Annotated in this window: 12 protein-coding genes and 1 pseudogene; 4 read left to right on the plus strand and 9 right to left on the minus strand. The window is 73.1% G+C overall.

What is annotated here, in order from left to right; genetic code table 11:
• Nucleotides 1-105 precede the first annotated feature (105 nt).
• The 4 genes from ACTYVM_RS04515 to ACTYVM_RS04530 form a co-directional block, all read right to left on the minus strand.
• Nucleotides 106-519 (minus strand): transcriptional regulator, encoded by a 414-nt coding sequence (locus ACTYVM_RS04515; protein ID WP_445524650.1) that lies wholly within the window; start codon nt 517-519, stop codon nt 106-108.
• A complete protein-coding gene (locus ACTYVM_RS04520) occupies nt 516-1,346 on the minus strand; it encodes a hypothetical protein (protein ID WP_445524885.1) in 831 nt (276 codons plus the stop codon). The genes ACTYVM_RS04515 and ACTYVM_RS04520 overlap by 4 nt, the downstream gene beginning before the upstream one ends.
• 174 nt (nt 1,347-1,520) lie before the next feature.
• Nucleotides 1,521-1,889 carry a YrdB family protein gene (locus ACTYVM_RS04525; RefSeq protein ID WP_445524651.1) on the minus strand — a complete coding sequence of 123 codons (369 nt, stop codon included), beginning with the start codon at nt 1,887-1,889 and terminating at the stop codon, nt 1,521-1,523.
• Nucleotides 1,886-2,515 carry a peroxiredoxin-like family protein gene (locus ACTYVM_RS04530; protein WP_445524652.1) on the minus strand — a complete coding sequence of 210 codons (630 nt, stop codon included), beginning with the start codon at nt 2,513-2,515 and terminating at the stop codon, nt 1,886-1,888. The genes ACTYVM_RS04525 and ACTYVM_RS04530 overlap by 4 nt, the downstream gene beginning before the upstream one ends.
• Nucleotides 2,516-2,593: 78 nt before the next feature.
• Here ACTYVM_RS04530 and ACTYVM_RS04535 point away from each other — a divergent pair, with 78 nt between their 5' ends.
• From ACTYVM_RS04535 to ACTYVM_RS04545, 3 genes are all read left to right on the plus strand, one after another.
• Nucleotides 2,594-3,226, plus strand: a complete 633-nt coding sequence (locus tag ACTYVM_RS04535; RefSeq protein WP_445524653.1) for a TetR/AcrR family transcriptional regulator — start codon at nt 2,594-2,596, stop codon at nt 3,224-3,226.
• 221 nt (nt 3,227-3,447) lie between these two features.
• Nucleotides 3,448-4,326, plus strand: coding sequence for a hypothetical protein (locus ACTYVM_RS04540; RefSeq protein ID WP_445524654.1), 879 nt, complete (start codon nt 3,448-3,450; stop codon nt 4,324-4,326).
• Between the two features lie 572 nt (nt 4,327-4,898).
• A complete protein-coding gene (locus tag ACTYVM_RS04545; protein WP_445524655.1) occupies nt 4,899-5,582 on the plus strand; it encodes a phosphatase PAP2 family protein in 684 nt (227 codons plus the stop codon).
• 13 nt (nt 5,583-5,595) lie between these two features.
• On the opposite strand, the gene ACTYVM_RS04550 is transcribed toward ACTYVM_RS04545, so the two are convergent.
• Nucleotides 5,596-6,264, minus strand: a complete 669-nt coding sequence (locus ACTYVM_RS04550) for a transglycosylase SLT domain-containing protein (RefSeq protein WP_445524656.1) — start codon at nt 6,262-6,264, stop codon at nt 5,596-5,598.
• Nucleotides 6,265-6,907: 643 nt separating this feature from the next.
• Nucleotides 6,908-7,465: pseudogene (locus tag ACTYVM_RS04555) on the minus strand (TerD family protein); the annotation flags it as partial.
• 210 nt (nt 7,466-7,675) lie between these two features.
• Between ACTYVM_RS04555 and ACTYVM_RS04560 the strand changes: the two are divergent.
• Entirely contained in the window at nt 7,676-7,942 is a 267-nt protein-coding gene (locus ACTYVM_RS04560; protein ID WP_400030255.1) for a GlsB/YeaQ/YmgE family stress response membrane protein, read from the plus strand.
• 24 nt (nt 7,943-7,966) lie between these two features.
• Here ACTYVM_RS04560 and ACTYVM_RS04565 read toward each other — a convergent pair whose 3' ends face one another.
• From ACTYVM_RS04565 to ACTYVM_RS04575, 3 genes are all read right to left on the minus strand, one after another.
• Nucleotides 7,967-8,134 carry a hypothetical protein gene (locus ACTYVM_RS04565; RefSeq protein ID WP_445524657.1) on the minus strand — a complete coding sequence of 56 codons (168 nt, stop codon included), beginning with the start codon at nt 8,132-8,134 and terminating at the stop codon, nt 7,967-7,969.
• A 5-nt stretch (nt 8,135-8,139) separates the two neighbouring features.
• The gene (locus ACTYVM_RS04570) at nt 8,140-13,053 is read right to left on the minus strand and encodes a DNA repair ATPase (protein ID WP_445524658.1); all 4,914 of its coding nucleotides are present in this window, start codon (nt 13,051-13,053) and stop codon (nt 8,140-8,142) included.
• Nucleotides 13,054-13,223: 170 nt separating this feature from the next.
• On the minus strand, nt 13,224-15,323 hold the full coding sequence (locus ACTYVM_RS04575) for an SPFH domain-containing protein (protein ID WP_445524659.1): 2,100 nt from the start codon (nt 15,321-15,323) through the stop codon (nt 13,224-13,226).
• Between the last annotated feature and the right edge of the window lie 24 nt (nt 15,324-15,347).

The following is a 15,347-nucleotide window of genomic DNA, read 5'->3' on the forward strand; positions in this document are numbered from 1 at the left end:
ATTCGGTTGCCCGGGATCCGGTGGCGCGTCGGTCAGGTGGCCGTGACCGCGCCGGCCGCCGCCGTCGGGGATGCGTCCGAGCCCCCTGGAAACACGTAGCCCGGGTCAGGTGTCGGGCGGGCCGGGGGCGGGGCGGGGGGCCTCCGGGCTGTCCGGCGGGCCGGGGGCGGGCAGCGGGGCCTCCAGGCGCAGGACCAGGGCGCGCAGGGCGCGGAGTTCGGCGTCCAGTGCCTGTGCGCCCGCTCGGGTGAGGGCGATCCAGGTGCGGGGGCGCCGGCCGGCGTAGCCCTTCTCCAGGATGATCAGCTCGGACTCCTCCAGCACCCTCAGGTGCCGGGAGAGATTTCCGTCGGTGACGGCGAGTTGCTTCTTCAGGAAGCCGAACTCGACACGGTTGGCCTCCTTGGCGATGGCGAGGATGCCGAGCCGCACACGCTGGTGCACGGTGTCGTCCAGCGACTGGGTCGGATGGAGTCCCTCCTGTTCGGCCCACGCAGTGGTCGAGTCCCCGACACTCATGAGGCAACCGTACCGGCGTCGGCGGAGCCGGCCGTGACGCGAGGGCGAGCCACCGCCCAGTCGACCAGGCCGGCGAGCAGCAGGACGGCGGCGAGCAGGAGCGCCTTCGCCTGCGGTCCGTCGCTCCAGCCGGGGTGGGCGGGAAGCCGCCAGGGCAGCCATCCGGTGCCCCAGGAGGCGCCGAGGTAGGCCGTGAGCAGCAGGGCGTGAGCGATGCCGGCGGCCGCGGCGATCCAGCTGCGTTCGGCCATCCCGAGGGCGAGCAGTCCGATGCCGACCAGGTACCAGGGGGAGGCGTAGCTGTTCTCCAGCAGGTCGACCTGCCAGGGCTGGTACCTGGCGAAGAGCAGGGCCGTCAGGGCGCCCGTGATCACCACGGTGGCGACGGCGGTCGTGCCGACCCACACGCCCCGGCGGGGGACGATGCCGCGGGCCTCGCCGCGCAGGCGGTACCAGCGGGCGAAGACGAACCAGGCCAGGGGGATGAGCACGAACCACACGCCCCAGGCGGTGAAGCGCAGGACGGCGCCGTCGAACTCGCCCCTCAGACAGGGGGTTCCCGGTTCATGGACGACGCACAGGCCGGTCAACTCGGCGTAGGCGAAGGCCGGATAGGAGCCGACGTACCGGCCGTGGGCTCCGAAGTTGAAGGCGTACCGGGCCATCGGAGCCGCTGCCAGCGCGAGAAGGCCGAAGCCGACGAGGGAGACCCACGAGCCGTTCATCTGCGCGCGGGCACGGGCCCGCAGGCCTTCCGTCGCGGCCAGCAGGCCGGCCGCGCGCGCCCTCGGTTCGGCTCCCGCGCCGCTCAGCGACGGTGTTCCCATTCCCACGATGTCCCCCTTGTGGTCGCGCCTCGAACAGCACCGGGCCGCCGGTCGGTCACCCGGCCCCATCCACTCTGCAATGCAAAGTACATGGCGCGCAAGAGTAAGTGGCCGCGGCGATCTACACGTCACCCTGCACGGTCGGCGGCGCGTTTCCCGGACGTGGGCGGCGGGTCAGGATCCACGGTGCATCAGAGCGTTCCGGTCCAGGGTGGCCAGGACGGTGTTGACCGCGACCACGACGGCGAAGACGGCGGCCCACCGGTGCCGGCCGACGGCGTACAGGGCGGCCACCGCGGCGCCGAACACCAGCGCCTTCACGGCCAGGACGCCCAGCACGGGCAGTGCCACCCGGGCCTTCGGGGCGGCGAACAGGCCCCACACGACGGCCGCCGCCGCGGGAGCGGCGACGGTGAGGAGGAGACGCGCGGCCGTGTGGTCCGCGCTCCGCCAGCCCCACCAGGCGAGGACAGCCAGGGCCAGTACCTCCAGGAGGAACGCCAGTCCCTCATTGATCACGCGCAGGGGGCCGGGAAGTATCACCGGGAGTCGTCCTCCGTCGCCTCTGTTGTCGTCGCCGTCTTCGCCGTCTTCGCCGTCTTCGTCACGTGCGCGGCCGCCAGTTGCAGCAGTTCGTCGACCGACCACTGGTCATAGACATGCTCACCGTACTTGGCGGCGAGGACCCTGCCGTCGGGTGCGACGAGAAAGTCGGCGGGCAGGCCGGTCCGTCCGCCGTGCGGGCTGGCGGACGGAAGGTGCTCCCGCCCGCGGGCGACCTCCCGCAGGCCGCTCAGGACCGCCCGGAGGATCGGCCACCAGGCCCGCGGGTCGAGCAGGGCGCGGGGCGAGCGTTCCACGCCGAACTCCGCGTACAGCCGCCTGGCCGGGTCGGCCACGACGGCGAACGGGAGATCGGCGGTGTGGGGCAGCAGTTCGCCGGCGGGCGAGTGGAAGACCACGACCTCGCGGACACCGGCGGCCTCGATCTCCCCGTGCCACCGCACCACCGAGCGCAGGTGCAGGTTGCAGACCGGGCAGCCGGCGAACCGCCGGAACTGGAGGTGGATCAGCCGGTCGGGATCGGGGACGGCGACCCGGTCGCCGGAGACGGCGGTGAGCTGCCGGTCGTGGACGGTGGAACCGGGCCTCACCTGACTGCGGGACATGCGCACGACGGGCTCCCCTCCGTAAGCGTACGACGTACGCTTACCAGCGTAGGCGTATGCCGTACGCTGTCAACCGCCATGCCACGCCCACGTTCCCTCACGCAGGACCAGCCGGCCGCCGCCGCCCTGGCCGTCATCGACCGGGACGGGCCCACCGGACTGTCGATGCGCGCCGTCGCCAAGGAACTCGGCATGAGCACCATGGGGCTCTACCGGTACGTGGACGACCGCGAGGAACTGGAACGGCTCGTCGTCGAGCTCGTACTCGCCGGCGTGGACGTCGAGCCGCCGGACCCCGGCATGCCGTGGCGCGAGCGGATCGTGGTCATGGTGCGGCGCCTGCGCGACGCCGTGGCGGCCCATCCGGCGATCGTCCCGCTCACCATCACCCACCGGCACCACTCGCTCGGAGTGCTGCGCTGGTCGGAGGCCGTGCTCGCCGTCCTCACCGAGGCGGGCGTCGAGGGCGAACGGCGGGTCGTCGCCCTGCGGGGCCTGCTCAGTTACGTCATCGGCGCCATCCAGCTCGAACACCTCGGGGCCCTGTCCGGTCCGGGCACCGTGGCCATCACCGAGCTGCCGCCCGCCGAGTTCCCGCACATGACGGAGACCGCCCGGCACGCCCGGAACGTCGGCGCCGACCAGGAGTTCCTGGGAGGACTCACCCTGCTCCTGGACGGCATCGACAGCATCGACGGCCTCGACGCCTGAAGGCGGCGCGACGACAGCCCGACGACAGCCCGAAGGCAGATCGACGGCGCGTGAGCCGCGCGCCCGTCCCTGAGCGCGCCCTGCCCCGTCCCGTCCACCGGTCCGCGCGCGGCCGGGTGTGACGGGAAAGAGCCTCCATACGCTGAGGCAGTCGGAATGAGCAGCGAGGGCGTCGGATCCGTAGAGCGAACGAGTAGCAACCGCATGGGATGGACACGGGTATGGGCGACCGACACAGCGACGCCGGGGGCGTAGACCGCCGGCGCGCCGGCACGGGCGGCCGCGGGCCCGGTGCCGATGACGACATCCGCGCCACCGCGCTGGAACCCGTGCTCCGCCGCACCCTGCGCGCCGAGGCCCTCGACGCCTCGGCCGAGGAGCGGGCCGTGGCCGCTTTCCGGGCCGCCCGGGAGGAAGGCGTCCACCGTCAGGCACGAGCGCGGCGGCGGGACGACTGGCGGCCGCGGCGCGTCCTGGGGCGCCGCTCGGTGCGGGCTGCCGTCGCCGTCCTGTTCGCCGCCCTGACGTTCAGCGGCGTGGCGATCGCGGCGATCGGCTCACCGAGAACCGGCGGGGAGGCGGGGGACCACGGTCGGGTGCGGCCGCATCCGTCGCCCACCGCTCCCCGGGCCCCGTCGCCCGACCCGTCGCCCTCGGCGACCACGGCACCCGCCGACGCCGCACCGCCCCAGCCCGCCTCCCCGACGCCCGCCCCCTCCGCCACCCGGGACCGCCCGCCCACGGCCAAGGACATCCAGGCCCACTGCCGCGCGTACGCGTCGGTGAAGGGCAGGGGCAAGGCGCTGGAGTCGACGGCCTGGAAGCGGTTCATCGAGGCCGCCGGAGGCGAGGACAACGTCGACGCCTACTGCGCCGACCAGCTGTCGCGGACCGAGGCGGGCAACACGAGCAACGCGGGCAACCCAGGCAACGCGGGCAACACGAGCAAGGGCAGCGGCTCCGGCAACGCGAGTGACTCGGGCGCGGCCAGTGACCCCGGCAACACGAGTGGCCCCGGCGGCGGAGGCGGCCCCGGCGAGAAGAACGGTCAGTCGAACGGCGACCCGGCCGGGAAGAAGAACGGGCAGCCCGGGGCGTGAACGCGTGGAGTGCGGGTGGTGGCGCATCTCGTGACCGCATCGAGTCCCTTACTGCACAGTTGTGTTGACCTCGTGTCAGTGCACCGGCACCCGTGACAGTCCGCGCTCGCGGCGCGCTGTATCTAGTGACCCCGGGCGGGGTCAGGCCGCCTGCTCTCCGGGGGGAGGTACGCGGGCGGCATCATGCAGGGGCGGACTCGTTCGCACCCCCCGTGGCGGGTCCGCCCCTGCGCAAGCGCCCGGTCGGCCGGCGACCGTATGAGCCGCCGCCGGCGCGCTCCCCGCGGATCGCCTGGTCGTGGCGCTGCCGCGCGGGCCGGGGTGGAGGGCGGCGGACCCTCAGGGCCCCCTTGGCCACGACCGCCCGCCTTCGAGAGGCCGTGGGCGGCCCGGGAGCAAGACGACGGCGCCTGAAGCAACCCGTTCCCCTCCTGCTACCGTCTACCAATCTGTAGACGTTCATCCCTCGGACGGCCCGGCTTCACGAGGGTTCCACATCTGTGTCCGCGTGTGTTCACACGCGTTCCCCGGAGCGCTCACGCACGTGGACCCATGGCCCGGAGATCCACCTGATGACGACTTCCTCCCCGCCCGCCACGGGGCTCGACGGCGCGGCCATCGACGGCGGCCTCTACACCGACGTCACCAACTTCGCTCGGGACACGCACTGGCTGAACGAGCCCGCCGCGCTCTTCTCCGACCTCGGCATGGGCCTGTTCGCGCTCTTCCTGCTGATGGCCTGGTGGCGCGCCCGGCGCCAGGACAACACGGTCATGGCCGCCGTACTGGCCACGCCGTTCGCCGTGGTCCTGTCGTACGTCGTCAACAGCGGGATCAAGAACGTCTTCGAGGAGCCGCGCCCCTGCCGGGCCCTCCCGCACGACTTCCTCATCGAGGCGTGTCCCCCGGTCGACGACTACGCCTTCCCCAGCAACCACACCACGGTCGCCTTCGCGTTCGCGGTGGCCCTGCTCGTCATCAACCGGTGGCTGGGCTCCGTCGCCCTGCTCGCAGCCGTGGCGATGGGGGCCTCGCGCGTCTACGTCGGCGCCCACTACCCGCATGACGTCGGCGTCGGCGCGCTGGTGGGGACCGTCGTCACCCTGGTCGTCGTACTGACCGCACGCCGTTTCGCCCCGCCGCTGGTGGAACGGCTGAGCGCCGGGCCCCTGGGCCCACTGCTCGTCGCACGGACCGCGAAGCGGGCCCGCCCGACGGCACGCTCGGGCCGGGCTGCGGCGCGGGCCCGGCTCTAGCGCCGCGACCGGCTCAGGGGCGGACCGCCCGGCCGGCCTGGGCCCAGTTCTCGTGCAGCTTGTCGAGGTAGGACTGGGCCTGGCTGCCGGGGGTGGCCCCGCGGGCGAAGGCGAGCATGTTGCCCGGCCCGGTGTTGTAGCCGAGGGCCAGCAGGTCGTCCCTGCTGTACGGGGCCGTCCAGTGGGCGGGCAGCACGGCCGCGAGGTCGTGCAGGTACCAGGCCGCGGCCTCGATGGCGAGGTCGCGGTCGTCGGGCAGCTCGTTCCAGGAGCGGTTCGCGAAGTCACGGTCCTTCTTGGTGGCGTCGAAGGTCGCCCGGTGCATGTTGGCGATACCGAAGGCGGCGTCCGGCTTGTACTTCTGCCAGGCCCGTTCGAGGTCGGGCTCGTGGGGTTTGTACGACTCGTTGTAGAGGATCGCCATCAGCAGCTGGGCGCCGACGCCCGCCTGACCGGCCCGCCGGCGCACCTGGGCGGCGTGGTCGGCCGGGTCGTACGGTCCCGCGGTCGCCGTCGCGGAGGGGTGTGCCGGGCCGGTGGGCGGGGCCGAGGCGGAGACCGACGGTGCGGGCCGGGGAGTGGAACCGGCGGGCAGCCCGCCGACCGCGCGCACGGCGACGTAGCAGACGGCGGCCAGCGCCACCACCGCCAGCCAGCGCCGCCGCGACCGGGTACCGGTCATGTCCCACCCTCTCCGCCGTGCTCCCGGGCCCCGCGGGAGCCGCTCACTCCTCGTAGTAGTTGTTGATCACCACGTCCGGCTCGTCGTCGTCGAACGCCTCGTTGAGGAGGGCCCCGCCGACCAGGCCGGCCGCGCCTGCGCCGATGAGCGCGCCGGTGCCGAAGCGGCGGCCGCCCTGCTGCTGGTCGCCCTGGGGAGCCGGGTAGCCCTGCTGCGGGTACCCCTGCTGGGGATAACCCTGTTGCGGATAGCCCTGCTGGGCCTGGGGGTACCCCGGGCTCGGCGGCTGGGGCGGGGTGTAGAACGGCGGCGCGGTGGTCTGGACCCGCTGCGCGCACGCGGCGCACGCCTGGACCGGCCGGGGCACGCCCCACTGCGGGTACCAGCTGACGCTCGTCGTGCCGGGGCCGTGGCCGGGGTCGAAGAAGCAGGTCATGTCGGGACTCCTCGTGGGGTGCGGTGGTACGGCGACGGTCGGCGGCTGGGGGGACACCAGGGTCGGTGTCGGTGTCACCGTGACGGCGGGCGCGGGCGGCACAGGCGGCACAGGGGCCGGTGGGGTCGGGCCGTACGCTCCCGCGCCCAGGGACGGGTCGGACGGGACCGGGCCCGGGTCCGGGTCCGGGGCGGCGGTCTCCTTCAGGACGTCCACGCCGTAGTCGGTGGCGATGCCGGCGAGGCCCGAGGCGTACCCCTGGCCGACCGCCCGGAACTTCCACTCCGCGCCGTGCCGGTACAGCTCGCCGAACACCAGCGCCGTCTCACCGGCCAGTCCGTCGGCCGCCAGGTCGTACCGGGCCAGCTCGGCGCCGCTGTCCTGGTCGAGCACGCGGATGTGGGCGCGCCGCACCTGGCCGAAGGTCTGCCCGCGGGCGGCTCCCTCGTAGAGCGAGACCGGGAAGACGACCTTGGCGACCTCGGCGGGCACGCGCGTCAAGTCGACGTCGATCCGCTGGTCGTCGCCGACGACGGGGCCGCCGCCACCGCTGTGACGGACCGAACCGTCGGGGCTGCTCAGGTTGTTGAAAAAAACGAAGTGCCGGTCGGACAGCACTTTTCCGGACGCGTCGCACAACAGCGCGCTGGCGTCCAGCTCGTATCCGGTACCCGCCTGCCAGCCCAGCCCGACCGTGACCGCCGTCAGGCCGGGAGCCTGCTTGCTCAGCGAGACATTGCCGCCCTTGGCCAAGGGCACACTCATCGAACTCCTCCGCAGCTTTTCCGGTCCCCCGTGTCCATGGGGGTCAACGCGCCTGACCTCCTCGGCAGTTCCGAGGTTGCGCAACAATGAAAGTATGTGGCTGGATGCGGACCTGCCAGGCAACCAAGGGTGCCCTACCTCGCGTCCTGGCCATAGCAGGCGTCCGGAACCATGCGATCCGGCAACCCACACTCCTGGAGGTCAGACGACATGGGCATCATCGGCTGGATCATCCTCGGACTGCTAGCCGGGGCCATCGCCAAGATCCTGCTGCCGGGGCGGGACCCCGGCGGCATCATCGGCACCACTCTCATCGGCATCGCGGGCGCGTTCGTGGGCGGCTGGCTCTCCGCCCGGTTCTTCGACCGGCCCGTGGAGAACAACTTCTTCGACCTCTACACCTGGGGTGCGGCCATCGGCGGCTCGCTCGTGCTGCTCATCGGCTACCGCCTCCTGTTCGGCAACTCGCGCCGCTGATCCGGCGCACCGGCCGAGAGCCGTTCACTCCTCCTCGGCCGGCGACGGGCACCGGTAGGCGTGGGCCCGGCGGCGGTCGCGGCGGACCAGGACGGTCGTGCTGGCCGCCACGATCAGCGTGGCGGTGCTGAGCGGCACCAGGAAGGGCGTCATCACCGCCATCGCCGCGGTGACCGCCGTCATCGTCTCCATCGTCGTCACTCCTCCTTTGCGTGCTCGGCCGCGTGCCGGGCCCGGGAGGTGGTACGGCCGAGGAGGGCGGCCTCGATGGCACCCATCCGGTCGGCCAGCAGGGCCAGGGCCGCGGTCGCGCGTGTGAGGGGGTCCCCGGCCGGGTCGCCGAGGGCCTGGGCACGAGCGTGGGCCGCCTTCAGCTCGGCCCAGCGAGTGGCGCGTTGCGCGGTCAGGGTGCCGCGCAGTTCGGCCAGTTTCAGCAGGTTGGCCTCGGCTCCCGTGGTGAGGGTCTGCGCCTCGGCGGTGAAGTGGTCGTCGAGGACGGCGGACAGTTCGGCGTCGTTCATGACGGGCCGCAGCCGCTGGGCGATCTTGTTCATGGTGCGGTAGGAGCCCTGGAGCCGGAACGGCGGCTCGGTGCGCGTCGCGTCGGACTGGGCGGCGGAGGCGATGTAGGCGGCGTTGACCGCGAGGACCGTCTCGCGCGCGCTGAGCAGATGGCGCAGCACGGACACGATCTGCTCCACCTCGGCCGGCGCGTAGGGGTGCACGAGCCGGTCGGCGCGGGCCGCGGGGTCGTGGCCCGCGAGCCGGAGGAAGAGGTCGAGGTCGCCGCGGTCGCGGCCGGCCAGCGGCGCCAGCGCCGGGTTCGCGGTGAGCGCGTTCTCCAGGAAGCTGAGCGCGAAGACGTCCTCCTTGCCGGTCAGGACGTCGCCGAGGTTCCAGACGTCGGCGCGGTTGGCGAGCATGTCGGGGACGCGGAAGCGCTCGCCCGACTCGGTGTACGGGTTGCCGGTCATGCACACCGCGAACCGCTTGCCGCGCAGGTCGTAGGTGCGCGCCTCGCCGTTCCAGACGCCCTCGACGCGGCGGGTGGCGTCGCACAGCGGGATGAACTTCTGCAGCAGTTCCGGGGACGTGTGCTGGATGTCGTCCAGGAGCAGCAGGGTGTTGTTGCCCGCCGCCAGCGCGAAGTTGATCTTCTCGATCTCCTGGCGGGCGGTGGCGTTCGGGGCCTCGGCGGGGTCCAGCGAGGTGACGTCGTGGCCGAGCGCCGGGCCGCTGATCTTGACCAGCATCAGGCCGAGGCGGTCGGCGACGTACTCCATCAGCGTGGTCTTGCCGTAGCCGGGCGGCGAGACGAGCAGCAGCAGGCCGCCGGTGTCGGTGCGCTTGGTCTCACCCGCGGTGCCGAGCTGGCGGGCGAGGCTGTCGCCGACGAGGGGCAGGTAGACCTCGTCGATGAGCCGGTTGCGGACGAACGCCGCCATGGAGCGCGGACGGTGATCGTCCAGGCGCAGCCGGGCACGCTCGGCGTCGACCAGGGCGGTGCGGCGGCGCTGGTAGGCGCGGAAGGCGGGTGCCTCCCGCGTCTCGAACCGCTCGGTGCGGGCCAGGAACTCGTCGATCCGCAGGGTCAGGGAGCGGCCCTCGATGCGGGGGTGGGCGCCGAGCAAACCCTCGACCGTGGTCACCGGGGAGACCTCGGACTCGTAGCGGGGCAGGTCCGGGCACAGCTCGGCGGCCACCGCCTCGGCCAGGTCCCCGGCGGTGATCTCGGTGCCGGTGGAGGTGACGTACGCCGACAGCCACGCCCCGGCCAGCTGGCGGCGCGCGGCGAGGTCGTCGAGCGCGGCCAGGTCCTCGTCGTAGGCGGAACTGCCCACGGTGCGCCGGAACTTGTCGAGCAGGGTGCGGGTGGCGGCACTGATGACGAACCCGCCGGGACCGCTGGTCAGCTCCTCGAACAGATACACCGCGGCGGCGTGCGCGAGGTCGCCCGCGCCCAGAGGGGCGGGACCGGCGATGGGTGGCGGCCAGGTTTCCAGGGACGTCGCGAGTTCCGTGATGAGTTCGGCGATGGCGGGGGACGGGCCGAAGGTGGCGCGGGCGCGGGCCAGGGAGGCCGCTCGGCGGGACCAGGCCGTGCGGGCCTCGGCGGTGGTGCCGTGCGCCCAGAACAGCTGGGCGGCGGCCCGCGCTGCGGGTTCCTGGCGCAGCGGGCCGGCCTGCTCGTACAGGGGGAGCAGGGCGGTGAGGATCGCCGTCGCGTCGTGGTCGTGGACGCCGCGCTCATAGCCCTCGTCGTACGCCTCCTCCGCGGCCCGACGCACCAGGGCCGGCAGGTCGGCCTCCCCCAGGACGGCCGCGCCGTGCTCGCGCAGCAGCCGGGCGGCGAGGTGTTCGGCGCGGTAGACCTCGGGCGACTCGGACGGCAGCCGCCGGTCCCAGTACGGGCGGGTGTCCGCGAAGTCCGGGTCGGTGACCGGGGCGCGGTAGTCGGTGCCGGACAGGGCGAAGGCGAGGCCGTCGCCGTGCGGGACCAGGGTGACGTCGAGCGGCCGGGTGGTGACGGCGAAGCGGTGGGTGCCCAGGCGGAGGGTACGGCCGCCGTCGGCGTACAGGTCGGTACGGTCGCGCAGCGCGCGGGCCGCCTCCTGGCGGGCGGACTTCAGCCGGCCGTCCAACTCCTCGGCCCGTACCGGGTCGCCGAGTTCGCGCAGCTCCTCGGCGGTGCGGCGGGCCTTGGCGACCAGCGGGTCGGAGGCGAAGAAGGTGCTGACGGCGTCGGTGTCGGCGAGGGTGGCCGCGCGCCGGGCGATCGTCTCCAGCACCCGGCCCGCCGAGGCGGCGAGTTGTTCGGCGCGGCGGGCGCGGGCGTCCAGGAGGCCCTGCCTGCGGCCGGAGAAGGCCTCGTAGATCTCGGTGCGCTTGTCGGCCAGCTCGCCGAGGAAGTCGTCGAACTCCGCGAAGCGGGACTCCAGGTTCTCCAGCCGCACCAGCATGGACGCGAGTTGCTCGTCGCAGGCGTCCGGATCGTCCGCGGCCGCGAGCGCGCCGGTGACGGCCTGGCCGAGCAGCGCGAACTCGGCCGCGAACTCGGCGCGGCCCTCCTGGTCGCGCAGTTCACGGCGGCGGGCGTCGAGCAGGGCGCGGGCACGGTTGACGCCGCCCAGCACCTCGGCGATGCGTTCCAGGACGGAGGTGCGCACGGTGGCGTCGCCGATGTCGAGGCCGGCGACGACCTCGGTGACCGTGCGCAGCGTGCCGGCGAGGTCGTCGAGCCGGTCGGCGACCGGTGCCGCCTCGGCGACGCTGCCGATCGACTCGGCCTCGACGGCGAGGCGTTCGACCTCCTCGTGGTGGTCGGCGAAGGCGTCCTCGCGGGCCAGGAAGGCGACCGCCCGCTGCCCGAACGTGGCGAGGTCAGCCTCCGCCTCGGCGGCGAGTTCGTCGATGCGGGCGGTGTCGGCGTACCGCATCTCCTTCAGGGTCAGCAGGTGGCCCTGGGCCTGCCTCAGTTCGCTCAGGCCGCCGACCCAGGCGGCGGCGCCGCGCGGTGCCTCGCCGCGCAGCCGGCGCACCACCGCTGCGAGCCGGCCCGCGACCGCCTCGAGCGCGTCGGCGGCCTGCCGGGTCAGGGTCTGGACGGTGCGGAACTCCTCCAGCACCTGCTCGGCGGTGGCCCGCACGGCGTCCAGCGGGGTGCGCAGGTCCCCCAGTTCCTCCTCGCCCAGCCAGTGGTGGGTGTCGAGGGCGCGGACGCAGGCGGCGGCCAGTGCCTCGTACACCTCGACGGTCGGCGTGGTCTCGGCGACGGCGCGGCCGATGGACAGGCAGTCGGAGATGCCGCGTACGAGGTCGGCGTTGCCGATCCGCCCGAGGGGCCCGGTGCCCGTGGCGCCGGCGTGGGTGTCGGAGACGTAGGGGGAGCTCCACAGCTGGAGGGGGTGTACGCGGCCCGGCTCGTCGGGCCCGGCCGAGGGGTCCGTGCGCAGCGCCGTCAGCGTGCCGTCGTCGAACAGCGCCCAGCCGTGGCAGGACAGCGGGGTGGCGACCTCCTCGCGGATGGTGTTGTACGACAGCAGCAGGCTGCGTCCCCCGTCCGGCGCGTGGAAGGCGTACAGCACGTCCTCGCCGTAGGGAGAACGCACCTCGCGCTCGAACTCAAGCCCTGAGCTGTCGAGTTCGTAGGTCTTGCGGGCGCCGGTGGCCAGGCAGTAGCCCCCGGGGAACACGATGCCCTGGTCGTCGGGCAGGCGGCGGCAGGCCTGCCCGATGCCGTCGAGGCGGACCACGGTCCTGGTGAGGGTGTGGAAGACGAGGTGGCGGTGGGCCTGTTCCTTGTAGGGGCGGATCCGCAGCAGGATCAGCGGGCCCACGCTCGCGTAGGCGATGTCGGCGTCGGCGAGGGCCTGGAGCGGCTCGTCGACCGGCTCGCTGTGGATGCCCTCGCCGGTCTCGGTGTCGTCCTCCGTCTTGACGGTGAGGTGGCCGCCGACGGTGGACACGAAGATCTCGCCGCGCACGGAGACGTGCGGGTGGCGGCCCGGCACTTGGTCCTCGCGGCCGGTCGCCGTCCACTCGAAGTCGTGGGAGGGCGGCGGCACATGGTCGCGTTCGCCGCGCCCGTCCAGGAACTCGGCCCGGCCGTCGGACGTGATCGTCCAGCGCAGCACCCGGATGTCGCCGGCCTTCTCGCCGGTCCGGAAGACGGCGAGGAGCCGGCCCTCCACGCGGCGCAGGCTCAGCAGCCGGGCCTGCCGGTAGTAGCGGTGCAGGGCCCCGAACTCCCGCACGAAGGCGGGGTCGTCGAGGAGTCCGGGCACCGCGTCCTCGGGCAGCCGGTTCACGTCCCGGTCGTACAGCGCGAGGACGTCGCCGACCTCGCGCTCGGTCCGGTTGCCGTGGTAGCCGAACAGCAGGCGGTCGCCGACGGCCACGACGTCGCACGGCACGCTGGGGTGCTCGGTGCGCAGCCGGCCGGTGCCGGTGAGGTCCAGGCGCGTGGCGCCGAACTCCTCGGCCCGTCGGGCGTTGAGTCGCTCGGCACCGCGGGCGAGCTCGGCGGCCTGCGCGGTCAGCCGGTCGCGCAGCACCTCGTACGTTCCGGTGTCCACGGAGTCGTACGAACCCGTCTCCAGGGCGGTGGCCATGGGTGGTGCGTCCCTTCACGAAGAGGTGCGGGCCCGGGGCCCGGCCGGTCCGGCGGATCGGGCCGGGCCCCGCCGGCGGGGCTTCTCGGCCCGCCGCTGTCGGCGTGGTCCGCGGGACCGGCCCCAACCGTCTTCCTCCGATGGTGGCTTGGGGCCTGTCCCGCGGGTCGTCAGGCCCGGGCGGTGCCGTTGAGGGCGGTGAGCGGGGTGTCGGCGATGCCCAGCTCACCGGCGCGGTCGAGGAGTTGCTGGAGCTGACCGGCGTTCGTGCCGCCCGACTGCATCATCTTCATCAGCAGCGCGGAGACCGTCAGGTTCTTGACGTCGGCCGAGCCCAACTGGCCGAGGATCCGGCCGAGGTCGTCGGTGAAGCTCGACGAGCCGTCCAGCCAGGGCGCGGCCAGGGCCTGCGCGGTACGGGAGTTCTCCACGAACCCGTCGACGCCCTTGCCGAACGAGATCGCGCTCATCAGGCGGTCGAAGAAGACCGACTCGCCGCCGACGATGTCGATGTCGGCGTGCTCCAGGCCGGTCGCGAGGACCGTGGCCTGCGCCTCGGCGACCTGCCGCTGCGTCTCCAGGCCGGCCAGCCGGATCTCCTTCTCCGCCTGGAGCCGCAGCCGGTACTCCTCGTGCTCGCGGGAGGCCTCGTCCAGGGCGGCCATCGCGGCCGCCTTCTCGGTCAGGCCCGCCGCCTCGGCCTTCAGCTTCTCGCCGATCGCGGCGGCCTCGGCCAGCGCCTTGGCCTGAGCGCCCTCGGCCTCCGCACGCAGCAGCGCCTCGGTGCCCTGGGCCTCGGCCAGCGCCTTGGCCTGAGCGCCCTCGGCCTCCGCACGCAGCCGGGCCTGCAGCGCCTCGGCCTCGGCACGGCCGGCCTTCTCGATGACCTCGGCCTCCTGCTCGCGGACCTGGACGGCGGCCAGCCCCTCCGCGGCGGCCTCGGCCTTGACGGCCTCCGCCATGCGCAGCTTGGCGCGGGCGTCGAGGTCGGCGGTCTTCAACCGGGCCTCGGCCAGCGTCAGTTCCTCGGCCGCGCGGTGGGTGGCGGCCTGCTCGGCTGCCTCGGCGGCCTTGATGTCCTTGACCAGCTTCTCCTGCGCCTCCGCCTCGGCGGCGATGATCACGGCCTGGCGCTCGCGCTCCGCCTCCTCCACGGCGCGCAGCTTCTTGATGGACTCCTCCTGCTCGGCGACCGTACGGTCCACCGCGACCCGCTCGCGGACGACCTCGGCGATCTCCCGCTTCTCCGCCTCGACCTCCTTGTCGGCGGAGATCCGGGTGAGCTGGGTCTCCCGCTCCCGGGCGATGACCTCCAGGAGGCGGTCCTTCTCGATGCGCTCGTTCTCGATGGCGATGACCCGCTCGCGGTTCTTCGCGGCGACCGCGACCTCACGGGCCTGGTTCTCGCGCTGGACGCCCAGCTCCTCCTCGGTGCGCAGGAAGGCGCTCTGCGCGCGCAGCCGCTCCTCCTCCACCACGCGGGCGGTCTCGGCCTCCTCGCGGGCGCGGGAGGTCTCGATCTCCCGCTTCTGCTTGATCTCGGCGTCGGCCTGACGGCGCTCCAGCTCCAGGATGGCCTCGCGCGCGTCGACGTTCTGCCGGGTGATCTCCTTCTGCTCGGTGCGCTGCGCCTCGTTGGTACGCACGTGCTCCACGGCCGTCAGCTCGGTGATCTTCCGGATGCCCTGGGCGTCGAGGACGTTGCCCGGGTCGAGCTGGGTCAGCGGCGTCTGCTCCAGGTAGTCGATCGCCGCGTCCTCGAGGTGGTAGCCGTTCAGGTCGACACCGATGACCTCGATGATCTGGAACCGCAGTTCCTCACGCTTGGTGTAGAGGTCGGTGAAGTCCATCTGCTTGCCGACGGTCTTCAGCGCCTCGGAGAACTTGGCGTGGAACAGCTCCTGCAACGTGTCCCGGTCGCTGGCGCGAGTGGTGCCGACGGCCTGGGCGACCCTGACGACGTCCTCGACGGTCTTGTTGACCCGCACGAAGAACGTGATGCGGATGTCGGCGCGGATGTTGTCCCGGCAGATGAGGCCCTCGCGGCCGGTGCGGGTGATCTCGATGGCCTTCACCGAGATGTCCATGACCTCGGCCTTGTGCAGCACCGGCAGGACGACCTGGCCGGTGAAGGTCACGTCGACCTTGCGCATCTTGGAGACGATCAGGGCCTTGCCCTGCTCCACCTTCCGGAACAGCCGGGAGAAGAAGAACAGCATGAGGACCACGACGAGCAGGCAGGCCGCGACGAGTGCGCCGATGAGTTCCATGGCATACGTCCTTGACGGTAAGGA

It is taken from the genome of Streptomyces cyslabdanicus, from assembly GCF_052663305.1.